Below are 25085 nucleotides of genomic sequence, written 5' to 3' on the forward strand. Positions count from 1 at the left end.
GATATTGCATGAGGGAAAGGAATAAAATCAAGAAATCACGTCAAACTATAGAAAATAATTGAACCCCTTAGCCTCCATAAAGATCTAGATATCGTTCTACATCCAACGCCGCCATGCACCCCATTCCCGCAGCAGTAATAGCTTGACGGTAGATATGGTCCGTTACGTCGCCAGCAGCAAAAACACCACGTATGTTAGTAGCGGTAGTGTTACCATCCAGTCCTGATTTCACTTTCAGATATCCGGATTCCCTCATCTCTAACTGGCCTTCGAATATTTTTGTATTTGGGTCATGACCAATAGCTATGAATAGGCCGTCAGCGGAAAGCTCTTTGGCTTTTCCATCTTTAATATTTTTAATGCGTACCCCGGTTACGCCTTGTTCATTACCCAAGATCTCTTCAACCACATGTTCCCATGTGATTGTAATCTTCCCTTCGTCAATTTTTTTGTTTAATTGTCCTGTTAACATTTTTTCAGCACGCAATTTATCTCTCCGATGGATTAAAGTTATATGAGAGGCGATATGAGAAAGATAAAGAGCTTCTTCAACGGCCGTATTTCCACCACCAACAACAGCAACCTTTTTACCATGATAAAAAAATCCATCACAAGTAGCGCACACAGATACACCTTTACCCATAAAAGCTTTTTCAGAAGGCAATCCTAAATAACGGGTGGAGGCACCGGTGGCAATAATTAAAGCGTCACAGGTATAAGTAGCGGCATCTCCGGCGAGTATAAAGGGACGTTGATTTAAATCGGATTCAGATATATAGTCAAAAATAAATTGTGTATCAAGACGTTCTGCATGGTTTTTCATTCTTTCGATGAGTGTAGGACCTTGTAAGCCGGATGCTTCTCCTGGCCAGTTATCGACATCGGTGGTCGTCATGAGTTGCCCACCTTCTTGGATACCAGTGATCATAACTGGTTTGAGATTAGCGCGAGCAGCATAAATGGCTGCCGTATAACCAGCAGGGCCAGAGCCTAAAATGAGGAGACGATGATGCTGTTTCATAGTGAACTAATTTGGGTATTCGTTAGTAATCTATTCTGATTATAATACTAACTACAATTGCTAAGTATTGCTACTGTATGAACATACCGGGAGAAATAATAATTGAAGCGGCGTAAAGCCAAAAAATTAGTAAAAGTAAATGAAGTAAAGGGCATTGTGGGTCCGCACCTGTACTATCGTCTGCGAGAAGGGTATTTTATTCTAGCGATCGCATTTTCTATCTTTCTTTTAATTTCCTTGTTGAGTTATCACCGTTCGGATCCTGCCTGGTCTCATAGCCTTATTGTTAAAACGGTGGCTAATGCAGGGGGCGTGCTGGTGCGTGGGTGTCTGACATTGCCTTATATGCAGTGGGCTATTTAGCGTATGCATTTCCCTTTATAATTTCATTTGCCGCATGGGTATGTTTTCGTAATCGCCACGAAGAAAATCAAGATCCCGTTATCAAGTGCTCTTTTCTGGGTTTACGTTTCGTAGGTTTTTTGTTAGTATTGTTGTCAGGTTCCGCTTTGATTGATCTTCATTTGCAAGAATTTTCACCGCGTTTACCTTTTAATGCCGGAGGAATTACTGGAACCGTAGTTACACATGCTTTGCTTCCTGTCTTTAATTCTATTGGGACCGTACTAATTTTAATCGCTTCTTTGTTGATCGGTATCACATTATTTAATGGGCTTTCTTGGTTTCAGATTTTAGAATTTTTATGTAGAGTGATTATAAAATCGACTAGATGGTGCTTTATTCGACTGCGTGAAGTTTCGTGGTCGAGCCTATTGCAATATTTGTGGCCAATAGACCATTTCAGAGAAATGGTGACAGTTCGAAAAATTGAACCGGGTTTTCCTATAGGTTCAGGGATTAAAATTGTAAAACCTAAAATCGCGGAATCACTGAAACTTGAAATTGTGGATAGCGAGTTTAACTCCACTCGCTGTAAAGGTTCAGCAGCGGTACCAAAACTTTCTTTATTGGATAAACCAATACATGATCATATTGCAAACTATTCTGAAGAGGAACTACAGAAAAAATCAAAAGACGTGGAATTGCGGTTAGCGGATTTTAATATTCAAGCCCAAGTGGTTGCGGTTCATCCTGGACCGGTAGTTACCCGTTTTGAGCTACAACTGGCAGCAGGAACAAAAGTCAGTCGGGTGACGAATTTAGCAAAAGATTTAGCTCGTTCTTTATCTGTGATCAGTGTACGCGTTGTTGAGGTCATTCCTGGTAAATCTGTAATTGGTTTGGAATTACCGAATAAGTATCGCGAAGTCGTGACAATTTATGAAGTATTGGCTACTAAGCAATATCAAAATGCTCGTTCTAGCCTAACTCTTGCTTTAGGAAAAGATATTGGGGGACACCCTGTTATTGTAGATTTAGCAAAAATGCCTCATTTGCTGACGGCAGGAACAACCGGTTCAGGGAAATCGGTAAGTCTGAATGCTATCTTATTGAGTTTACTTTATAAAGCGACACCCAAACAATTGCGTCTTATTTTAATTGACCCTAAGATGTTGGAGCTTTCCGTTTATGAAGGCATTCCTCATTTGCTCACACCGGTGGTTACTGACATGAGAGATGCTGCTTCAGCACTGCGATGGTGTGTGGCGGAAATGGAGAGGCGTTATCGTCTTATGGCTTCATTGGGAGTTCGCCACATTTTGGGATATAACGTCAAAGTAAAAATAGCCAATGAAACAGGTACCCCTTTATTAGACCCTCTACAAAACGGAGAAGAAAAACCTTCTGAATTGCAGGAGCTGCCACAGATTGTCATCATTGCAGATGAATTTTCGGATATGATGGTGGTTGTCGGTAAGAAGGTAGAAACCTTAATTGTCCGGTTGGCACAAAAAGCGCGAGCGGCTGGAATCCACTTAATCTTTGCTACACAACGCCCGTCTGTGGATGTGATTACAGGACTCATTAAAGCTAATATTCCTACCCGAATTGCTTTCCAGGTTTCTTCTAAAATAGACTCGCGCACGATTTTAGATCAACAGGGGGCCGAACAATTACTGGGACAGGGAGATTCACTTTATTTGGCTCCGGGTACAGGGGTACCGGTTCGAGTGCATGGTCCTTATGTGTGTGATGAAGAGGTTCACCGTGTCGTTGAATATTTGAAAAGTTGCAGTGAACCAGATTATGTTGAAGGGATTTTAGATGAAATAAGCGCTCAGGATTTCGGCAGTTTTACGGAGACAGCATTAAGTTGGTCAGATGAAGGAGGAGGGGGGACCCCCTGTATGATCGGGCAGTAGAAGTTATTATTCGTGCACGCCGGGTATCAGTTTCTAGTATTCAACGTCGATTTAAGATTGGGTATAATCGAGCAGCACGGATTGTTGAAGCTATGGAAGCAGCTGGTGTAGTTAGTCCTATGGAAAATAATGGAACTCGTGAAGTACTCGTGCCATCGCGGGAATAAAATTTTTTTAGAAAAAAATGAATTACATAAATTTTATAATCAATTTTATCATATTGCTTTTCTTGATTGCCTGTTCAAGTACTGTTGCTGCAAATCCGAATATCGCTTCACAATTAAGCCAGTTATTGTCAGGATTCAATACCTATCAAGCTGTATTTAAACAAATTACGCTCGACAGCGAAGATCGGGTTATACGAAAAAGCCAAGGTCGCGTCATTATCATGAGTCCGGGTCGATTTCGATGGGAAACTGATTCACCTACCAAGCAAATCATTATTATGAATGGAAAAAAGTTATGCGTTTATAACGTAGATTTAGCGCAAGAAGTAATATACCCGATAATGGGAAAAACGAACATTAATCCAGCTTCTTTATTATCAGGTTCCATAAATGATTTAAACCAAAAATTTTCTATTGCTATTGCTTTGTTAAATGATGGTAATGGCGTGGTGTTCCACTTACTTCCAAAAAGGGGACAAGGTCTGAATTTCAACTCGCTTTGTTTAAAATTTGTTAAAAATCAGCTGGTAGAAATGGTAGTATTTAATAATCTAAATGAAAAAAGTATTTTTCAATTTAATCGGATTAAAATGAATGTCCCTTTATCAATTCAACTTTTTAAATTCCAGCCCTCGTGTGCCATTAATGTTGTCAAACAATAAATCTTAGTCCTATCCAGATATGGTGGCCTGCGCTCTCTTGAAGAATTTGTTAGTCAATCTCACTTTTCTTTGTTGAAATAAGTATATTTTTCAATTAATTAAGAAATTAAAAACTAAATACAATGGTCCCCCATCTGTTAACCTATATTGTTTTAGCAATAGTTCTTGCTTTGGTTCATTATTTATCGATTCTTTTCTGGCATTTTGATGGGTCGTTTTGCTTTGTTATCATTTATGATATGTAGCAATTCTAGGTGGATTTACCGCCTTTTTTCTAGTTACGGTTTGGATAATTTTTGTTTCACTCATCCAGTCTCAATTGAATCTCAAGCGTATGAGATAAGCTCTCGCCAATGTGTGAGCTTTTTGGTATTCTCATTAGTTGCAACAGATAGTAGGACATAAAATATTATTTTTGAGAGAAGCATGTTAGATCCTCAAGTGTTACGCCAAGATTTAAACAAGGTAGTAAGAGCATTACGTCGTCGTGGTTTTGAACTGGATAGTAAAACTTTTCTTATACTTGAAAAAAACGCAAAAGTTATCAGGAAACAATACAAACACTTCAAGAAAGAAGAAATCAACTATCCAAAGTAATTGGAATTGCTAAATCCAATGGCGAGGATGCCACCGCTTTAATAGCTGAAGTTGCACATCTGAGAGACGAATTGAGACAGCACAAAATCGAACTCGAAGTCATCCAGAAAGAACTTTCTGACTTTCAGTTATCCTTGCCCAATCTGCCACACGACTCGGTTCCAGATGGCATTAAAGAGGATGATAATCCGGAAAAACGCAAATGGGGAATTTTACCAACCTTCGATTTTACACCAAAGGATCATATTGCTTTAGGGGAATTTCGTAGAGATTTAGATTTTGCAGCAGCAGCCAAGTTGTCGGGCTCTCGCTTTGTGGTATTACGTGGTACTTTAGCTCGACTACAACGTGCTTTATCCAATTTTATGATGGATTTGCATATAGAGCATCATGGCTATCAGGAAGTGTATGTGCCTTACCTGGTTCAGGAAGAATGTTTGTATGGGACAGGGCAATTGCCTAAATTTCGCGAGGATCAATTTATCTTAGCGGGTAATTGGGATCTGGTTCTTATCCCAACCGCAGAAGTGCCATTAACCAATTTGGCTCGTAATAAAATTATTGAAGCTGAAGCGTTGCCTAAAAAACTGGTGGCTCAAACACCATGTTTTCGAAGTGAGGTAGGTTCATATGGAAAAGATATGCGTGGAATGATCCGTCAGCATCAGTTTCAAAAAGTAGAACTTGTTCAGTTAGTAAGGCCTGATAGTTCTTATCAGGCCTTAGAAGAACTAACAAGCCATGCTGAGAAGGTTTTACAGTTATTGCAGCTTCCATACAGACTGATAGAGTTATGTGCAGGTGACTTGGGATTTTCGGCAGCGAAGACTTACGATTTAGAGGTATGGTTGCCGGGTCAGGATCGTTATCGAGAAATTTCTTCTTGCAGCAATTGTGAAGCGTTTCAGGCGCGTCGTATCCGAGCACGGTGGAGACGACCTGGCATAGAGAAGCCAGAATTGCTTCATACTTTAAACGGCTCAGGGCTTGCCGTCGGCCGAACATTGATTGCAGTAATGGAAAATTATCAGGAAGCTGATGGGCGTATTCGGGTGCCAAATGTTTTAAAAGGCCATATGGGTGGAATTAATTATTTTTAGAAAAACTCATTCTATATATCCTCCATATCCTACATTTAGAATGTCATTCTACGAAAGTAGATCCAGCGCAGTGGAAAGAATAATAATTGATGCGCTTTTTCCGCCATGGGTGGATCCACGCTTTCTTGGAATGATGTGAAATTAACTGAAGCTAGGATCCGTAATTTTTCTGTATCTGCAAGTAAATATGAAACTTATATCTTTGGTAAGGTAGGAAAAAATAGGAAGCATAGCATACTAAATCTATAGCGAAACAAGTCAACGCAGATTTTATTTTAGCAAAGGAGTCGCCGCCACCCAGCAGAAACTGTGGGGCGGATGAAGTCATGATAGCCATATGGATTTTACCCAATTGAGCGGGATTTATTATTTATGGGAATAAGGTAAGGGAGGAAAGTATGTATAGGCTGAATTCCTAGATATCGTTTATAGGAGAGATGGCAGAGCGGTTGAATGCGGCGGTCTTGAAAACCGCTGAGGGAATAACTCCTTCCAGGGTTCGAATCCCTGTCTCTCCAACAGATTGTTTATTAAGACCTTATCCAGGATGTTGCATTTAGAGTCAAGGGATGGCTAATTCTGATTAAATAATATTAAAGTTGATATGAGTGAGAACCGCCGATTGGAATAACCAGTATCTCTCAATCATCATTTTGAGAGGAAATTATGATAAATCTTATGAAGTATGCTGTCTTGTAGTAAAGAGTGAGGCAGAAAAAGAATATCCCTTTCCCTAAACTTATCGCTTCAACAGTCAGGTAAGCCTAGATACCGAATGTTTTTATCCCCACAATCATACCCGCTACTTAAATACATTAAATTAGCCAACAAAGCATGGAACTTTTTAAGATATACATTATTAATTTGGCTCAGCTAATTCCCTATAAAATTAAACACAAACTTGCAGTTAGTTAAAAACATTTATACTGAAAGCATTTATTAATTTATTAATGGATGAAGGTTTTTGGGAAAATAGCACTGTTTTTGAATTTTTATATTTAAAAAAATTAGCAAATTGGCAATAGCTTGATATACAAGAATACTTAACGATTTACATTCTCATTGTTAAACTAAGAAAAACCAAAAATTGAGCTAGATGATGAAGTTAAAAAAGAAGTTTCTTATAGCTAGTAGTTGATGGAAGGAACAGGAAGTCGAATTGAGTATTTTGCAGAAATATATTCTAACTGATTAATTTTACAGAGTACATTGACGAATAACCTAATCTCGAATCCGACACAATCTTTATAATTTCAAACCATTTTCATCGTGGCATTTATTTTAGTTAGTTCTAAATTTTTTAAACCTTCTGAAAGGATATGGCTAAGTTTTTGTGTTATTTCTTTGTTCGTTTTTCTTTCAGCAAAATCTTTATCGGTGGAGATACTCTCCAAAATATTTTACTTCACGTGTTCTGCAATCTTTCATAATTTTGATCATCAGAAGGTGTGCTTTTAATAATTTTATCAAATAGGTACAAAAGTTAATAAACTTATAAAGGCGATGAATTCTTCTTATCTTACTTTACCCTCATTTTCTCTTTTGATTCCGGAGAAAAGGAAGGGCGGTAGTTTTTAACTGCCAGATAATAAAAATATTAAGAAATTTGCATTATACTGATGCATCATCATCACCCGTATCCCAAACTATTACTTCGGTTCTCTCTAAATTGAAAAGAGCTTTCAGTGAGAGAATAATATAAAGTTAATTCAAACCAGTTGTCTCCTTATTTTAGGGTTTTTCTTGTTGCCTATTGAGGGCATTACCAATATATTAGTTTAGAAAGTGGAATCGTCATGATCGAAAGAAAAATAATAATAATCAGTAATATTCTGAAAAAATTAATAAAATTTTCCTCACTTGCATTGATCAGTTTGATTGGTGTTAGTTTGGTGGGTTGCCATTCTATGATGGCAGGGATGTTAAACCCTGAAGGAATAGTTTCAGCTGAAGAGAAAAAATTTTTTTGATTCATTAGCATTAATGTTGATCGTCGTAATCCCTGTTTTTATTATGAGTTTTACTTTTATTTTGCACTATCGTGCTGGGAAAAGCACAATAGATTACCGCCCAAATTGGGGGCGCAGTGTCCTTTTAGAAGTTATTTGGTGGGGTATTCCTTGTGCAATCATCCTCATCCTAGGAATTATGACGTGGGCCATGACGCACAAACTTGATCCTTATCGTAGATTAGATGTTCCGGGAAAACATATGCTGATTCAGGTAGTTGCATTACCGTGGAAGTGGCTTTTTATCTATCCAAAACAAAATATTGCCACCGTTAATTACCTTGAAATTGCAAAAGGCCAACAAGTTGAATTTTGGTTGACTAATGATAATGTACCAATGAGTGCTTTCTTTGTTCCACAATTAGGTAGCCAAATTTACACTATGGCAGGCATGCGAACCCGATTGCATTTGGTGGCTAAAAAAGATGGCACTTATACAGGGCTTGATAGTCAGTTTAACGGTGACGGGTTTTCCGATATGTGCTTTACGGTGAAAGTAGTTGAGCAGAATGAGTTGCGGGATTGGTTTGCGGAAATTAAGAGATCAAAACAATCATTAACAGTTCCTGTTTATGAGAATCTTATTCAACCTTCTGTCAACGAGTCTGTGCATTATTATTCAGTAGTGATTCCTCGATTGTTTTCGAAAATAATAATGAAGTATAAGCAGACCACAGGTATTATGCCCATACAGTGGGAACATAGGTTGCCAGGATGTTGATATTTTAACTATTAGAGATTAAAAAAGGATCAAAGATGTTAGAAAAACTTATTTTTGGTAAATTATCGCTCACTGCAATCCCAATTCATACCCCAATTATCATGGGTGCCGGTGTTTTTATGGTGTTAGCTTTCGTTGGTGCGATGGCTGTTATCACTGTTACCAAAAAATGGTCTTATATTTGGCATGAATGGATAACTTCCGTAGACCATAAAAAGATCGGTATTATGTATGTGCTTTTAGCTGGTGTGATGCTGTTACGTGGTTTTTCAGATGTAGTATTGATGCGCTCTCAGCAAGCTATTGCGGCTGGTACTCATATGGGTTATTTGCCTCCTGAACATTATGACCAGATTTTTACAGCACATGGCGTTATTATGATTTTCTTTGTAGCCATGCCAATGGTATTTGGTCTTGCCAATATCGCATTGCCATTAATGATTGGCGCAAGAGATGTTGCGTTCCCTTATATTAATTCTTTTAGCTTTTGGATGACTTTTGTGGGAGCTATGCTCTGTAATGTTTCTTTAGTTATAGGCGATTTTGCAGCAACGGGTTGGTTAGCTTATCCACCATTGTCTGAATTGTATTATAGTCCGACTGTTGGAGTAGATTATTTTATTTGGTCGTTGCAAATTGCAGGAATAGGAAGCCTTTTAGGTGGTATTAACTTCATTGTCACTGTCTTTAAAATGCGTTGTCCTGGAATGACTTTCATGAAAATGCCAATTTTTGTTTGGACTACTTTTAGTTCAATGGTTTTGATTGCCTTAGCGTTTCCGATTTTAACGGTTGCGTTAGCATTATTAGCGTTAGATCGTCTACTAGGAATGCACTTTTTTAGCCAATTCGCTGGCGGCAATATGATGATGTATATTAATCTAATTTGGGCTTGGGGTCATCCAGAAGTTTACATCTTGATCTTACCTGCATTTGGGATTTTTTCTGAAGTCGTGGCTACTTTCAGTCAAAAGAAATTATTTGGTTATGGAACAATGGTATACGCTACTTTGGTCATTACTTTTTTGTCTTTTATCGTATGGGTTCACCACTTTTTCACGATGGGTAGCGGGGCGGATGTTAATGCCTTTTTTGGTATTGCTACGATGATCATCGCCATACCCACTGGGGTGAAAATCTTTAATTGGCTGTTTACCATGTATAAAGGTCAAATTATCATGCGAACACCTATGTTATGGGTATTTGCGTTCTTTATTACCTTTACTATCGGTGGTGTGGCCGGCGTTTTGATGTCTGTGCCTCCAGTTGATTTTCAAGTCCATAATAGTCTTTTTCTGGTTGCTCATTTTCATAATGTGATTATTGGCGGCGTGCTCTTTGGATTTTTTTCAGGGCTAATTTATTGGTTCCCTAAAACCTTCGGTTTTTGCTTGGATGAACGGTTAGGTAAGTGGTCTTTCGTTTTTTGGGTAGCAGGGTTTTATGCTGCCTTTATGCCGCTTTATCTTTTAGGACTCATGGGTGTTATGCGACGACTCAATCATTACACTGACGTCAGTTTGCAGCCTTATTTTATTGTAGCCGCACTTGGTGCAGCATTAATTATGGTTGGAATCATATTACAAATCATTCAGATTATTATAAGTATCAAAAATCGTGACGAATTGCGAGATAATACTGGTGATCCGTGGAATGCCAGAACGTTGGAATGGTCTGTTTCTTCACCAGCGCCTTTATATAATTTCTCCTTCATTCCTAAGGTCGAAGAGCAAGATCAATTTTGGGCAGACAAAGAAAAAGCAAAAAAAGAAGAACGCTCATGGAGAGTTAATCCAAAACAGGTTCAATACAAAGATATTCATATGCCGAAAAATACCCCATCAGGCTTCGTCATTGCCATGTTTTCTGGGGTTTTTGGATTTGCTATTGTGTGGTATATGTGGATTCCTGCGATTATTGGTATCGTTGGTATTATTGCTACGATAGTTGCGCGGACGTTTAATCGGGATACGAATTACTACGTCAAAGCCGAAACAGTAAAACAAACCGAGTTACATCATTACAAGGAAGCATTATCATGAACGCGCATACGTCAGCTACCGATCACTATCATCATTCTGACACGACGACGATGGATGTTTTCGGTTTTTGGCTTTACATTATGACTGACTGTATTTTATTTGCCTCATTGTTCACCACTTTTGTGGTGTTACACTACCCGGGAGCCGTAGGGCCAGCTTTAAAACCGCTAATCGATCTGTCTTATATACTTTTGGAAACTTTCTTTTTGTTAGCGAGTAATTTTGCCTATTGTTTAGCTATATTTAGTATTGACAGAAATAAATTGCCTTCCACAATATTCTGGCTCATTTTAACTTTCATTTTAGGCGCTGTATTCGTGGTTATGGAAGTCAAAGAATTTATCCATTTGAATGCGGATGGGTATAGTTGGGACACCAGTGGTGCTGCTTCCGCTTTTTTTACCTTAGTAGGGACTCATGGCTTCCACATTTCGATAGGTCTACTGTGGATATTGATCATGACTATCCAACTATCTATTTTTAAAATCAATATGGACACAGTAAGACGCATGATTTATCTAGGACTGTTTTGGAATTTCCTCGATATTATCTGGATTTTCATTTTTACAATCGTCTATCTAGTGGGAGCCATTTTATGAGTGAAATACTCACCGAAAATATGTACGGTACAGGTAAGAAGAAACTAAGTGTCTACCTCTTAGGAGTGGTTTTGTGTGTCATCTTGACATCAATTTCTTTTCTCGCGGTTTTGTATTCAAATCTTTCTGTCAGCATGATATTGGCTATCATATTTATCTCTGCCATTTTACAATTTATCGTCCAGGTTGTTTGTTTTTTACGATTAAATACCAAGAATGAACAAAGCCGCATGAATCTTATGTCGTTTATATTTATGCTAGTGATTTTGTTCATCCTAATTAGTGCTTCGTTGTGGATTATGTGGAGCTTGCGCTATTGTATGACGCACTAACTTCAATAATATTTAGATGTCCCGGCGCGTTGATAGAGAATAAGCCTATCGATATGGTTATACGTTTTAGTAGGCGCCCGTAGCTCAGTTGGATAGAGTATTCGGCTACGAACTGAAAGGTCGGGGGTTCGAATCCCTCCGGGCGCGCCATTTTCAGCAAGTTATCGTTATTAGTTACACAGTTTCTCGTCAATGGTTACTGGACAGATACGGCGTATATCTTGTCGAAATCTGATTTGTAAACCTTTTCCCTTGCCTTAATTGATTTTTTCTCGCAACTAGCTTTCTAAAAATGTATCTTAATGCCTTGGCATATTATTATAATGATTGAGTTTTTAAAAGTATCACTGAGCAGTACTATTATTAAAATTGATCGAATTAAATAATTAGTTATAGCTGCATCAGCTATTGCTGTGTGTATAAGACTTTTAGAATTTTAATTAGTGAAGTGTTATATGATGCGCAGTCCGTGTTAAAACCTAACCGAACTTACTCTTGCTCATTAGTGAATTAACTAAAACACGGCTTATTTAATTTCTTTTTCAAGGTATGAAAAACTAATCAATTTTTATGCTCCCATTCTTCATCAGTTATGCTGACACCGAATTCAATTGATGGCGATATTTTTGGTGTTAGTTTTATATTATTGATTAAGTGCCGATTTACTTAATTTAACTCTTCTTACTGGAAAGGGGATTGAGAGTTTTATCGTATGTAGACTTTTCCCCTCACAGTGGTAAATTTAGTTTGCATGATACATTTTGGTGAAGCGGTATTGGACGAGTTAACGATTTAAAGTCAACAGTGCGATCAAAGTCCATACACTCACTTAGGAAATGGTTATATGTGGTGATGGTATGGGGTATTAGTAGGCACTCTTTTCCCCGAGTAGACTATAAAAGCTAGCGTTTCTGCGCGGTCTTTATCTCTCGATAATTTCTACCACATTTAGTGACTGTCGTAAAGCGATCTCCTGCTTTAAAAACTGTTTGGCTAGAGCGAATAGAATATGCCCACGATACACGATTTCATATTTCTTCTCAGATACTTCTCTGCCTACGGGTAGATCATGAAGATGCATCTTGATATATTTCCTGAGTGAGGTAAAAAATGAAATCTAAACGTATTTCTGAATCAGCGATCCATAATCAGACCTATAAAATTTTTCCGAATGATTTAAATTCTAGCGACACTGTGTTTGGAGGATTGGTAATGGCGCTTTTAGATCGCACGGCGCTGGTAGTAGCAGAACGTCACAGTGGGCAAATTTGTGTAACAGTTTCAGTGGATGCGATGCATTTTTTAGGACCGGCAAGTCGAGGGGATGTTTTATTGATTCGTGCTTCGGTTAATAGAACATGGCGAACATCAATGGAAATCGGTGTGAAGGTATTAGCAGAAAATACACGAACGCGAGAAGTCCGTCACATTTTATCGGCGTATTTCACCTTCGTTGCAGTGGATAAAAATCGAAATCCGGTAGAAGTGCCTCCACTATTGCCAAAAACAAAAGTTGAAATACGACGTTATGAAGAGGCGGAGTATCGTCGTCATAACCGCAAAGTGGAGGCTGAGGAGCGGCTCAAGAGACGAGCAGAAAATAAAATTCCTAAAATGCTTCCTATAAGCGAGAATTAAGATGAAATCTTTCTTCTCTTTTTCAAGAGTTTCTGGAGTTTTTCAATGGTTATAAAGATTTTATTATACTAACAGACAAAAATTATTCCCAAGCACAGAAATTATTTTTTAAAATAGACCTTAGAATTTAACAGGTCATCATCAGGCTTTTTTAAAAAATATTTGCAACCCGAGAGAGGGGTAATAACTGTTTTTGGTTTTTCACGCTCTCGGTGACTATTATTCGTAAACTAGTAAACTCAGGCGGAAATACCAATTTTTATTTGCTATCTGCTACATGTTCAATTTTTTGACTATCTTGACAAATATATTGAAATATGATATGTGGACCCGAGGGTGGAGTCCTGGACAAATAACTACTTCTTTAAAGAAGTAATAGAGTAGCACTTTAGGTTTTAGTAACAGAAGTGGGGCTCATTGTGATTGTCTGCCCCCATGATGACGTCTCCTATTTTTTCGTCTAGTACGTGAACGTAGAGTACCTGCCTATCCTTCTTCTCGAGCTCGGATAATCAATATTGTTCCATCCCAGTTAAGAGGGCGCTTCTTTTGAGGCTCTTGATGATTCTGAAGTGTAACTTTTTCCCATTGGTAGCCTTCTGAAAGTTCGTGGACAAACTGATCGATGCCTCCACCGTTGACTGGTGTAATTTCATTAGGTCGGTAAAGTGAAATTAAGTGTTTTGTGGCAATGTGATAGTTGACCGAACCTACCCAGAGCGGTAAAACACTGTCATTAAAAACAGCGCCTGATTCCCATAAACGTAGTTCAATAATGGTAGTTTTCTTAGGAAGATGTTTTATCATAAACAACACTGGCGGTTTTCCGCGATAAAGCCATGGAAAAAGTGGAAAGTGATGCTCCGGTCTATAGCTCGCAAAACGGCCAAGGACACTGGTTACGTTTGTTTTATTGTGGATAGTTTTCCATCCATGTTGTTCAAGAGTTTGCTCGATATTATTTAATCCCGTGACCCATTGAATGTTAAAGGGCTGAACAAGATGTCCGAAACGATTCATTCGGTAAAGCGGAATATAACGGATTGGATGTTCCCACCATTGATTCGAGTGTAATTGTCGAATTGGCCAGAGTGGAGAATATTGATGAAGAGCTGTGTGAAATTTTGCTTTCGTGAAACTCATCCATGGTAGCGTGATGGCAATAATCAAATAAACAAGCCATTTGAAGTTGCTAAAGGGTTTAGAAGGGTATCGTCGGTAAGCAATAATGACAAGCAACAAAATAGTTAATCCAATAAAAAGACTTGCTAATATATCTTCCAACCAGTGAATACCTAAATACAAACGTGAATATCCAATTAAAATAATTAAAACGCTCGATAATGTGTAAGGAATCCATTGCCATTTTTTGGATAATGATTGTGCGGTTAAAAATGCGATAAAACCTAAGATAGTGACACTGAAACCCATATGGCCGCTAGGGAATGAAGAGGATCGATCAATAGCTAGCACGGGTGCGGGTCTAGGAGAGTATACGAATGTTTTTAGAAAATAGAAGATAGCACCGGTTAATAGTGCAATTGCTAGTAAATGAAAAGCAGATCGCCATTGTTTTTTAATTGCTAAAGCGATAACTATTAGTAAACTAATACCCATCATAACTACTTTGTCACCAAACATGGTTATCACCACAAAAAATTTATCAATTTTTGTCGATCGCAGACTTTGTAAAAAATGAAAGAAAGGTTCGTTCAAGCTAGTATTGGGGCCCAACGTAATAGTGATGATTAATAATATTGAAAACGTAATAAAAAATAAAAATGCTAACAATGCCATCGTCAATTGATGATGATCTGCAGGAGTACGATGGTTAGTGATTACACGTAATAAAAAACGGGAAGAATGGTGGTGATAAAGCCAACCCCATAGACGGTCAATCCAGTGATTGATCATTGTCGCTAGGAAAGAAAAAGATCGTTGAACGATCCAAAATAAAAGCCAGAGCAAGACGATAATACCAAAACCAATTAATATAAATTTCGTTGTGGCACCCCGTGGTAATTCAAGAGAAGCAGCGCCAATTAAGACGCCGGGCAACAAGTAAGCAATCGCCCAAAGAATTGCAGAGAGAATTGCTGCAATGAAAAAACGAAACCAGCTCATTTTTAATAATCCAGCGATTAAAGGAACGGAGCTTCGTACTGGTCCTACAAAACGCCCGATTAAAATACTTTTTCCGCCGTGTTTTCTAAAAAATCTTCACCAAGTGCAAGCCATTGAGGATACCTTTTAAAAGGCCACATAATACGTAAACGCTCATTGTAATATTTTCCAATAAAAAAGCCGACGGTATCGCCTACTAATGCACCCAGAGAAACCCACAAAATAGTAGTATCTAAGGCAATCACACCCCGCCCAACCAAAATGCCGATAATAGACATGGTGACGGAGCTAGGAATAATAGTGCCGATGAGAGGTAGTGACTCTGCAAAAGCGATAATACAGGCAAATGTCACGCCCATATATGATATTTGTGAATAATGGTCTACGATCGTTAAGTAATGTTCTATCATCAGGCTCTAGTTACCCATTTGTCCTATGCCATTTTCACAGGATGCCTTTATGAAACTCTTTTCCCTTGTGCCTGTAGATCTGCATGATAAGAAGAACGCACTAAAGGACCGCTGGAGACGCTACTAAATCCCAATTTTTTTGCCAATTCACCTAATTCTTGAAATTCTTGAGGAGTGATATAACGATTTACTGACATATGGTAACGAGTAGGTTGTAAATATTGTCCAAGCGTCAGCATATCGACTTCATGACTTCGAAGATCCTGCATAACTTCTTCTACTTCCTCACGGGTTTCACCTAATCCCAGCATCATACCAGATTTTATCGGAATTTCGGGGAAGCGTTTTTTAAATGTTTGGAGCAAAGTAAGTGACCATTGATAATCTGCCCCCGGTCGTGCTTGTTTGTATAAGCGCGAGGTAGTTTCAATGTTGTGATCGAAAACATCTGGTAAAGCCGTAGCGAGCGTATCTAACGCTTTTTCCATGCGGCCACGAAAATCAGGCACTAATATTTCAATTTTCGTATCAGGATTTTTTTACGTACAGCGTTAATACATTGAGTATAATGCAGAGCACCACCATCTCGTAAATCATCTCGATCTACGGATGTAATGACGACGTATTTTAATGCCATGATGTTAACAGTATTCGCAAGATTGATCGGTTCTTCAGGATCTAGAGGAGCGGGACGACCATGGCCTACGTCGCAAAAACTGCAACGACGGGTGCATTTATCACCCATAATCATGAAAGTTGCAGCACCGTGTTCAAAACATTCATTTAAATTAGGGCAAGACGCTTCTTCACAAACGGTGACTAACTGATTTTCTCGCAGCAGTTTTTTCAATTGACTAACTTTATTATCAGTCGATAACCGAATGCGAATCCAGTCTGGCTTTCGGAGTGGTGTATCGGTTGTTTCAACTTTAATGGGAATACGTGAAAGTTTCTCTTTGCCAAGAGCCTTTTTTGTAGGATCATAGGATTGTTCTTTGCTGACCATTGAAAGACTCCATTTTTATGAGAGGGCGATTATACCCGAAATTCTTTAAGATGGGTGAGATAATTGTTTGTTTGACGGTAGATACCTCAATCTTTTTTACAAAATCTCGCACTTGCGTTATTGTTAGCCCTTTGAATCCACAGGGATTGATATAAGAAAATGGCGTTAAATCCATAGCAATATTAAAAGCTAATCCATGATAGCTCAGACCTTTGCGTACACGAAGGCCAATAGAGCAAATCTTCGCTTCCCCTACATAAACCCCTGGTGCTTCTTCCTTTCCTGCAGCTGCAATGCCCAACTGTTGAAGAAATGCAATGATGGCGTTTTCAATTACTCGCACAAATGTGCGTGTGTTTAAACTAAGTCGGTTAAGATCACATAACAAATAAGCTATGAGCTGACCAGGTCCATGGTAAGTAATTTGGCCGCCGCGATCGGTTTGGATAAGCGGAATCTCATGTAGATTCAGCACATGTTCAGGCTTGCCAGCAAGTCCTTGCGTAAAAACAGGTAAATGCTCGAGTAACCAAATTTCATCAACGGTACCGGATTGTCTGGAAGCAGTAAATTTTTGCATGGCTTCCAACAGTGGTTGATAAGGAATGAGACTGTCAAATTGTCGAATAATCACGTCGTTCATAATGATAGCATTAATTCTACTGAGGATGAGGTTAATAGGCCAGGTCATAAGTAAGTGTAATGCAATTAAATAATCAGATATAGGAAGAGGGCATGTACTCCGCAGCGAGTCACTGTGGTCAAGACATCATGATTCAGAGAAGCAAAGTAGCAAAACCAGGCGTATTTTGCTGCATCCCAATGATATCGAAGATATATCTTCCTACATAAGGTAGCACAAACGTGGCAGAGAGAAAGGCCTCTTAAAAAACGTGATTCAGTTAAATTAAACATATAATTAGTTAATAATCAGAAAACGTAAGTCGGGTGATAATGAGTTGATAAAAGAAATCTATAATTCCAAGGAAATTTCGGGTATTAAAGATAGTGAGCACGATGATATCCTGATGAGTAAAGATAAATTTAATCAGGTGGCCAAAGGTTATAAAAACGTACCTATCTGACATCCATAAAAAATTTGAAGATCATATTTTTCGCAATAAACAGGAAAAATCTCAATTTAATCATTTTTTATCCTCGCAAAATTTAGAAATACCGATTTGAATACTTTGTTGGCATATCCAACAACTTTAATTGAAATCTAATCGTTGAAATCACAAGGAAATTCAATGAGTGTTAAATCGCCCTTCATAAAGTTTTAAAAGACCTTTTTAAAAATAAAGTAACATAATCCAACATCCGCGAGAAAATACCTGCCTGAGAATCATTTTGTAGTGCAATTAGCGGCGCTTTTACAATAGGTTTACCATAAAACATCACAACGATTTTTCCATAGGTTTGATCTTTCAAGATAGGGGCACGTAAATTTTGATCTAGTTGCAAGCTAGCTTTTAAATTTTTATAGTCACCGGCAGGAACCGTGACATATAACGGCTTTTCTAAACCGAAGTTAATATATTTTTCTTTGCCGAGCCAAATACGTTCCTTAGTGATGCCTTTATTGGCACCAAATAACATTTGTGTTTGATAGAAACGGAATCCGTAATTCAATAGAGCTTCTGAATCATCAGCGCGGCTGCTGTCTGTCTTGGCGCCCATGACGACAGCAATTAAACGCATGTTGTGACGTTTTGCTGATGAAATTAAACAGTAACCTGCCTCATCTGTATGGCCAGTTTTCAGCCCGTCGGCTGAAGCATCGCGCCATAATAATCTATTGCGATTCGGTTGTTTAATGTTGTTATAGGTTAACCATTTTTGTGAAAAGAAATGATAATATTCGCGGAATCCATTGATAGTAGCACGAGCCAGAAGCGCCATATCATAAGGTGTGGAATAATGGTCAGATCTTGGCAAACCAGTAGAATCGACATAATGTGAATTTTTCATTCCAAGGCGCTCAGCGGTTTGATTCATTATTTGAGCGAAAGTTTGTTCTGTACCCGCAATATATTGAGCTATGGTAACACAAGCGTCGTTGCCGGAAGAAACGGTGATTCCCTGAATTAATAAACCAACTGAGACTTCTGACCCCTCTTTTAAGAACATACGCGAACCACCTGTGTGCCAAGCTTTAACACTAACGGTTACTTTATTATCTAAATGGATTTGGTTGTTTTTGAGCGCTTGGAAGGCAATATAAAGTGTCATTAGTTTGGTTAAACTAGCTGGTTGCAGTCGTTTATTCATGTTTTTTTCAGCAATAACTGCCCCTGAATCAGCATCCATTAGTACGTAGCCTTTGACATTAATGTTAGGGGAGGGGGGTAAGGGAAGGCGACACCTCGAGTTGTTGTTGTTTAGAAGCGAAGTTGACTAATGCCGGGTTTTGTTGGCTGGTACTTTCTGCAGTAGCTGCCAATATACTGGCAAATCCCATATAAAGAAACAATGTGGCGAAAACCTTCATGCGCTTTTCCGAATAGGCTAAATCGGACCATAGTCACGTTCAATCTGGATAAAACAATTACGGTAGCAGATAACCTGTATTACGGAAGAAAATATTACCGGTAACTTTATGTTAATGCCGGAACTACCCTGAATCAGGGTACCACTTTTGAATTTACTTTTCAAATCGTAGCTTTCATCAAGACAAATAAGAGCGCCATGTTATAGATGAATGTTCACATAGAATCATGAATGAATAAACTCTCACTTCGAAATTGCAAATGATGTATTTCGTCCCATTCGATTGATAACTAATGTGAAAGTAATGGGGCATCAGGGGAGAGAATCTGATACTTAACTTAACGATATAAAAAGGTAAGGAGGCATTGAGCTATATTTTAGGGACAATTCAATATAACTGAAAATAATCACAATGGTCGAGATAATTACTAGAAAAGTGGAAAGTGATATAACTCTGCTTTTTTTGTTTTAAATGTTTTCCCACGGAATAAGTCTCATAGCAGCAAACAAGATAAGTGTCAAAAGAGTGGGTAGAGCGATTCTAAGGTAAGGGGATGGATGGGGATTTAGCCAATTGAAAATTAGTAGCAGTAAATCATATGGACTAAACAGGTAGCCGCTAACTTTGAAAGGTATTAGTTCTTTCCACTACTGTAGTTCCAGTAACAACTAGAAAAAGAGAATCGCCGTATTTAAGATTTTGTAGAACTTAATTGGTTAACTTACTATAATGAGCACCAATTTTCAGTAGCATGGCGTTGTTTGGTTGCGGTATGGATCGATTCTTGAACCTGCGGGGGGGACGGCATTTTAATTTTTTATGCGAAGAGGATAATCAATGACTATTGAGCGAACATTATCGATTATCAAACCTGATGCAGTTATTAAAAACATTATTGGCAACATTTATTCCCGCTTTGAAAGAGCAGGTCTTAAAATTGTTGCCGCTCGTATGCAGCATTTAACTGAAGAGCAAGCAAAGGCGTTCTATGTGGTTCATAGAGAGCAACCTTTTTACAACAACTTAATAAAATTTATGACGAAAGGTCCAGTCATGGTTCAAGTTTTGGAAGGCGAAAACGCCATTGCTAAAAATCGGGAATTAATGGGAGCGACTGACCCCAAAGAAGCCATGCCAGGAACTATTCGTGCCGACTTTGCTGAATCCATTGATGCCAACGCTGTTCACGGTTCCGATAGTCCCGCCGCAGCAAAAGAAGAGATCGCTTTTTTTTCGAAAACCTAAGGATATTTTTAGATAGATGATAAGTAGTTAGTGAATGAATTTTATAGAAAATTATCAGACACGCATTAATCAGAATCTTGAAAGACTGTTACCCAATTTTACGCAAGAACCTCGTCGATTACATGAAGCGATGTATCATGCAGTGATGCCAGGTGGTAAACGAATTCGACCGTTATTGACCTATGCTACAGGACTTTGCTTTTCAAGCGATCCTGTAAAAATGGACAACTCAGCGATTGCCATTGAGTTGATGCACTGTTATTCATTGACCCATGATGATTTGCCTTGCATGGATGACGATGATTTTCGTCGTGGACAACCGAGTTGTCACAAAGCGTTCGGTGAAGGTACAGCTATTTTAACAGGTGATGCCTTGCAGTGTTTAGCGTTTGAAATAGTGGCCCGTGAAGGTAATCCTCGATTAATTTCTACTTTGACACGTGCGGGAGGGTCTTTTGGTATGGCGGGAGGCCAGCAATTGGATTTAGAGGCTAAAAATAAAATGGTCTCGAAAAAGGAGGTTGAAACCATTTATCGTTTAAAAACAGGCGCTTTGTTTAGTGCAGCGGTCGAATTAGGTGCGCTTTCAGTAGGCTGTGAAGAGGAAACTACACTCTCTCATCTACGTGAATTGGGCATATTAATTGGGCTAATTTTTCAATGGAAAGATGATATTGAGGATCAAGTTATTAACGAAGTAAAAGCACAATCTGATATGCTAAAAAACCTTGCTTATTTATTTAAACAAGCAGAGTTGTTATTAAATAAAATAGAATTTGATTCTCAGTTTCTTAACTTAATTATTAATTTTCTCAAACCTTCCTGTGAAATTTTCCTTACCTAATACAGTGTTTATCTAATACAGCGTTTTCTTTTAATAGTACTGCAATTTAAGAAAAACTAATCAAGGGCACAGAAGAGCAGAAATTTGATAAGTACTCCGACTTTTCTTTTTGCAAGAGAAATTACTTTGTCTTTTCAAGATTAAAAGCAGCATTAAAAGAAGGAATTAGATTTGTATGGATTGTGTAGCATCCACCCGTTAAGGTCCACTTATGCCTAAACGTTGACCAACTCGAATTGTGTTTCCTGAAATATGATTTAATCGACGTAATTTATAAACCGTGGTCCTATAATGACGGGCAATCGTTGACAGCGATTCGCCCCACCTAACGTGATGATAGAGCGGAAGATGTTTAAAGGTCGTCTGCCAAATAATCAATTCTTCACCCACACACAAATTTTTATGTTTATTATTATTCCAAAAGTAAATTTGCTGTGGCATCACATGATAATGATGCGCAATCCCATCAATAGTTTCGTGGTTTTTGACGACGTGCACCACTCGCTTTGGTCCAGGAATATTATCTTCAGAAACACAACGACTCTCAACAGATATGTAAGGAGTTGCTTCTGCTTCTGGAACTGATAAATTTTCTCCAATCCCAATCATATCACTTTTTAATTTATTCATACGACGAATTTCTGCAACACTGGTGTGATAACGGTTGGCTAAAATACTTAATGAATCACCAGCATGTACGCGATGATACGCCCATTTCTCTGCAGTAAGACTAGTTTCCAATTCTGCAAGGCCTTGCTCTAAATGATCTGCTTTATCTAGTGGCACCAAGAAATTATACGTGCAATGAGGCAGAGTGCTTGAGCGGCGAAAACCGGGATTTAATTTACGAATGAGATTTAATGTAGAATCCGATAATTTGACTAATTTTTTAAAATCCATTTGTGTTTTTAAGGTTACCATAGTGAAGAAGGGCCCGTTTTCAACAGGGTTTAATTGCAAGTTATAACCTTGGTGATTTTTAATTACATTAGCTAAAGCTAATAATTTAGGTACATATTCCCGAGTCTCGTAAGGTAAAGGTAGCGACCAAAAGTCCGTAGGATACCCATGACGACGATTGCAACGAATAGCAGCTGCTACGGTTCCTTCTCCCGCATCGTAGGCAGCGATCGCTAAAAGCCAGCTATGGAAATAATCGTGCAGATACTCGAGATAATTCAATGCAGCGTTAGTCGATGCAACGACATCACGACGACCGTCGTACCACCAATTAATAAGAAGACTAAACCCGGTCGCTGTTCCAGGCATTAACTGCCAAAGACCGGTAGCACCGCGTTTTGAATAAAGAAAAGGATTGTAATTGCTTTCAATCATTGGTAAAAGCGCAATCTCGGGTGGGATGCCCCGTTTCTTTGTTTGCTGAAAAACGTAATAAATGTAAGGTTGCGCGTTTTTGGTCAGCTCAGAAAGATAGTATTGTTGCTGTCGGAACCACCGGATTTGTTTACGTACATAATAATTATTCGTGTATTGCTCTGCGAGTACAAACTGTTGGCTGATTGTTGTCCAAAGATTCTGCTGATTAGGAGAAAAGAGACGGTTGATATGCCACGTTCTGCCTAGAGAGGTCGGCATTGCGATGATATTAACGCCAATAAGACAAAAAGCTAGTAGCGCAATGGTTGTATTAAATATCCATTTTCGCATCAGACGGATATTACGGATAAATAGTGTGATAATCAAGGAAAATTGGTCAAATTCTTATCGCTATATCAGCGTACTATGGTATGTGAGCAAGCTAAATCACACAACTCTGATAAAGTTAAAACTCATTTTTCCAGCGCCGTAAGGCAGCGAAAACGGCAACGATATCGGCTAATGGGTAGCCACAATATTCTTGTACGCGTCGTTGGACATTTTTTTGATGACAGCGGAGGAATGGATTGGTTTCGAGCTCCAGTTGAATGGTCGAGGGAGGTATAGGCTGATTCTGGTTTAATTTTTGTCGGGTTGAAATGATTCTTTCTTTGAGCTTAGGATTATCTGGCTCCACTATTTTTGCAAATTGTAGATTTTGGTCCGTATATTCATGGCCGCAATAAACTTTGGTCTGTGGATCCAATGCAGCCAATTTCATTAATGAATGATACAACTGGTCTGGAGAGCCTTCAAAAATTCGGCCGCATCCAGCCATAAATAGAGTATCTCCTGTATAAATCCATTGGTGTCCCCAATAAACAATATGACCGAGAGTGTGCCCGGGTGTTTCTAACACTTTAAAAGTCAGTGCTACGTCTAATAATTCTATCGTATCTTGATCGTTGAGAGTATGGTCGCAGAGAGGAATGTTATCTTTTAAGGGGCCATAAATAGGAACAGGATATTTTTCTATGATTCGTTGAATACCATTGGTATGATCCCAGTGATGATGCGTGATGAGAATTGCGGTTAAGGTGAAGTTTTGTTGTTCGAAGAGATTAAGGACGGGTTCAGACTCTCCAGGATCAATGATAACTGCTCGTCGGTTCTTTGAATGAACGATTGTCCAAACATAGTTATCATTAAGAGCAGGGATAGCAAAAATATCATGGAGCATCGAAAAATCTCTCCGATGAATTAATGGAATCCTGGTTAGTATAAAATAACAAGGTACAATTTGCGATATGGAAAATTTCTTGGAAGTCATGCAAAAATGGTATCAGCAGGTCTCTAGTTCGTGGGTATTAAAGCTGGAAAGTGAAGAAATAAGCCGTATAATAAAAAATATTGATGGTGTTTATTTAGTGCAAATGGGTGGATCTTTAGATGTGACACATTCTAAAAAAAGTCAGATTTTTATGCACATCCGATTCATGTCACAATTCATTAGTGGTTCGATACTATCAGTTCAAACGGGTTGGCAAGAATTACCATTGTTATCCAATAGTGTTGATGTTATTGTGCTTGTGCATCTTCTGGAATTCATCGATTATCCTGCTAGGTTATTACAGGAAATTTTTCGCGCATTAAAACCTAATGGACAATTAATTATTTTAGGTTTTAATCCTTGGAGTTTGTGGGGATTAAAAAAACTTTTTCCCGAAGTATTCCATGGAATGGGAGGTTTTGGTCGCGTGCGCAAGTCAAACGATGGTTAACTAATTTTAATTATTCCATTTTATATAGCAAAACCTTCTGTTATGGGTTACTCCCTCAGAAAAAATTAGGGAGAAAAATGCGAGTATTGATTGAAACAGCAGGGCAATTAGCTTTACCTGCCAGTGGAAGGATTTATGTACTGGTGGCGAAAAAAAAGTATATGCTCGTATTCAATCGAAAATTCTATGGGTAAAGAGACATTTCCTGACACGAGGAGTAATTAAGCCAATAACAAGAATATAGTGTAACTAGCGATAATGGGTGAAGAACGAAACATCGTTTATCTATATTGCGACGGCGCTTGTCGAGGGAATCCTGGACCAGGGGGATGGGGAGTATTACTACGTTATAATGGGCATGAGTGTCGTCTATATGGTGGCGTTTCGAACACAACCAATAATCAGATGGAAATAACAGCTGCTATAGAAGGATTAAAAGCATTGAAGCGGTGTTGTCATGTGATCGTTACTACTGATTCGCAATATTTACGTCGAGGTGTCATGGAATGGCTTGCCGTTTGGGAAGGCCGACAATGGAAAACTAGTAATAAAAAACCTGTTAAAAATAGGGCGCTGTGGGAAGGGCTCAAAAGTGAAGTTGGACGCCACACCATAATCTGGCATTGGGTAAAAGGCCACAGCGGTCATGTCGAAAATGAAATTGCTGATCAATTAGCTAATTTTGGCATTGATGAAATTTTATAAGTAGAATTAA

Annotated in this window: 18 protein-coding genes, 2 tRNA genes and 3 pseudogenes; 15 read left to right on the forward strand and 8 right to left on the reverse strand. The window is 38.5% G+C overall.

Translation table 11 applies throughout. From position 1 onward, the window contains the following. Window positions 1-67 precede the first annotated feature (67 nt). Window positions 68-1021 (reverse strand): thioredoxin-disulfide reductase, encoded by a 954-nt coding sequence (trxB, locus tag LG660_RS00580; RefSeq protein WP_258267482.1) that lies wholly within the window; start codon window positions 1019-1021, stop codon window positions 68-70. Between the two features lie 102 nt (window positions 1022-1123). On the opposite strand from trxB, the pseudogene LG660_RS00585 reads away from it, so the two are divergent. The 11 genes and pseudogenes from LG660_RS00585 (at window position 1124) to LG660_RS00635 (ending at window position 13152) form a co-directional block, all read left to right on the forward strand. Continuing rightward, window positions 1124-3452 (forward strand): annotated as a pseudogene (locus LG660_RS00585) (DNA translocase FtsK). 17 nt (window positions 3453-3469) lie between these two features. After that, a complete protein-coding gene (lolA, locus tag LG660_RS00590) occupies window positions 3470-4114 on the forward strand; it encodes an outer membrane lipoprotein periplasmic chaperone LolA (RefSeq protein WP_309137051.1) in 645 nt (214 codons plus the stop codon). A 426-nt stretch (window positions 4115-4540) separates the two neighbouring features. Continuing rightward, window positions 4541-5811: pseudogene (gene serS, locus LG660_RS00595) on the forward strand (serine--tRNA ligase). Window positions 5812-6242: 431 nt separating this feature from the next. After that, window positions 6243-6329 (forward strand) — tRNA-Ser (locus LG660_RS00600). A gap of 1278 nt (window positions 6330-7607) precedes the next feature. Further along, entirely contained in the window at window positions 7608-7781 is a 174-nt protein-coding gene (locus LG660_RS00605; protein ID WP_258267484.1) for a hypothetical protein, read from the forward strand. Window positions 7782-7794: 13 nt separating this feature from the next. After that, window positions 7795-8541 carry a COX aromatic rich motif-containing protein gene (locus tag LG660_RS00610; RefSeq protein WP_258267485.1) on the forward strand — a complete coding sequence of 249 codons (747 nt, stop codon included), beginning with the start codon at window positions 7795-7797 and terminating at the stop codon, window positions 8539-8541. A 35-nt stretch (window positions 8542-8576) separates the two neighbouring features. Next, window positions 8577-10583, forward strand: coding sequence for a cytochrome o ubiquinol oxidase subunit I (gene cyoB / locus LG660_RS00615; RefSeq protein WP_258267486.1), 2007 nt, complete (start codon window positions 8577-8579; stop codon window positions 10581-10583). After that, window positions 10580-11182 carry a cytochrome o ubiquinol oxidase subunit III gene (gene cyoC / locus LG660_RS00620; protein WP_258267487.1) on the forward strand — a complete coding sequence of 201 codons (603 nt, stop codon included), beginning with the start codon at window positions 10580-10582 and terminating at the stop codon, window positions 11180-11182. The genes cyoB and cyoC overlap by 4 nt, the downstream gene beginning before the upstream one ends. 20 nt (window positions 11183-11202) lie before the next feature. Continuing rightward, window positions 11203-11514, forward strand: a complete 312-nt coding sequence (cyoD, locus tag LG660_RS00625; protein WP_258267754.1) for a cytochrome o ubiquinol oxidase subunit IV — start codon at window positions 11203-11205, stop codon at window positions 11512-11514. Between the two features lie 73 nt (window positions 11515-11587). After that, window positions 11588-11664: transfer RNA gene (locus LG660_RS00630), tRNA-Arg, on the forward strand. Between the two features lie 960 nt (window positions 11665-12624). Beyond that, window positions 12625-13152: an acyl-CoA thioesterase gene (locus tag LG660_RS00635; RefSeq protein WP_258267488.1), complete on the forward strand. Its 528-nt coding sequence runs from the start codon at window positions 12625-12627 to the stop codon at window positions 13150-13152. A gap of 486 nt (window positions 13153-13638) precedes the next feature. Here LG660_RS00635 and LG660_RS00640 read toward each other — a convergent pair whose 3' ends face one another. The 5 genes and pseudogenes from LG660_RS00640 to LG660_RS00660 all read right to left on the reverse strand — a co-directional run bounded on the left by LG660_RS00640 (window position 13639) and on the right by LG660_RS00660 (window position 19002). Further along, window positions 13639-15276, reverse strand: coding sequence for an LssY C-terminal domain-containing protein (locus LG660_RS00640; protein WP_258267489.1), 1638 nt, complete (start codon window positions 15274-15276; stop codon window positions 13639-13641). Window positions 15277-15335: 59 nt separating this feature from the next. Next, window positions 15336-15686: a DedA family protein gene (locus LG660_RS00645; protein ID WP_258267490.1), complete on the reverse strand. Its 351-nt coding sequence runs from the start codon at window positions 15684-15686 to the stop codon at window positions 15336-15338. A 47-nt stretch (window positions 15687-15733) separates the two neighbouring features. Next, a pseudogene (gene lipA, locus LG660_RS00650) lies at window positions 15734-16692 on the reverse strand (lipoyl synthase). Next, the gene (lipB, locus tag LG660_RS00655) at window positions 16667-17335 is read right to left on the reverse strand and encodes a lipoyl(octanoyl) transferase LipB (protein WP_258267755.1); all 669 of its coding nucleotides are present in this window, start codon (window positions 17333-17335) and stop codon (window positions 16667-16669) included. The pseudogene lipA and the gene lipB overlap by 26 nt, the downstream one beginning before the upstream one ends. Before the next feature lie 626 nt (window positions 17336-17961). Beyond that, a complete protein-coding gene (locus tag LG660_RS00660; RefSeq protein WP_258267491.1) occupies window positions 17962-19002 on the reverse strand; it encodes a D-alanyl-D-alanine carboxypeptidase family protein in 1041 nt (346 codons plus the stop codon). 1018 nt (window positions 19003-20020) lie between these two features. On the opposite strand from LG660_RS00660, the gene ndk reads away from it, so the two are divergent. After that, a complete protein-coding gene (ndk, locus tag LG660_RS00665) occupies window positions 20021-20428 on the forward strand; it encodes a nucleoside-diphosphate kinase (protein WP_258267492.1) in 408 nt (135 codons plus the stop codon). A gap of 34 nt (window positions 20429-20462) precedes the next feature. Continuing rightward, window positions 20463-21272: a polyprenyl synthetase family protein gene (locus LG660_RS00670; RefSeq protein ID WP_258267493.1), complete on the forward strand. Its 810-nt coding sequence runs from the start codon at window positions 20463-20465 to the stop codon at window positions 21270-21272. Between the two features lie 198 nt (window positions 21273-21470). On the opposite strand, the gene LG660_RS00675 is transcribed toward LG660_RS00670, so the two are convergent. Then, window positions 21471-22940: a lytic transglycosylase gene (locus LG660_RS00675; protein WP_258267494.1), complete on the reverse strand. Its 1470-nt coding sequence runs from the start codon at window positions 22938-22940 to the stop codon at window positions 21471-21473. 115 nt (window positions 22941-23055) lie between these two features. Beyond that, window positions 23056-23829, reverse strand: a complete 774-nt coding sequence (gene gloB / locus LG660_RS00680) for a hydroxyacylglutathione hydrolase (RefSeq protein WP_258267495.1) — start codon at window positions 23827-23829, stop codon at window positions 23056-23058. A gap of 67 nt (window positions 23830-23896) precedes the next feature. Between gloB and LG660_RS00685 the strand changes: the two genes are divergently transcribed. Both LG660_RS00685 and rnhA read left to right on the forward strand, forming a co-directional pair. Then, a complete protein-coding gene (locus tag LG660_RS00685; protein ID WP_258267496.1) occupies window positions 23897-24370 on the forward strand; it encodes a class I SAM-dependent methyltransferase in 474 nt (157 codons plus the stop codon). A 258-nt stretch (window positions 24371-24628) separates the two neighbouring features. Continuing rightward, entirely contained in the window at window positions 24629-25075 is a 447-nt protein-coding gene (gene rnhA / locus LG660_RS00690) for a ribonuclease HI (protein WP_373566690.1), read from the forward strand. The last annotated feature ends 10 nt before the right edge of the window (window positions 25076-25085 follow it).

Source organism: Coxiella-like endosymbiont (genome assembly GCF_024730665.1).
In the GTDB taxonomy this organism is placed as follows: domain Bacteria; phylum Pseudomonadota; class Gammaproteobacteria; order Coxiellales; family Coxiellaceae; genus Coxiella.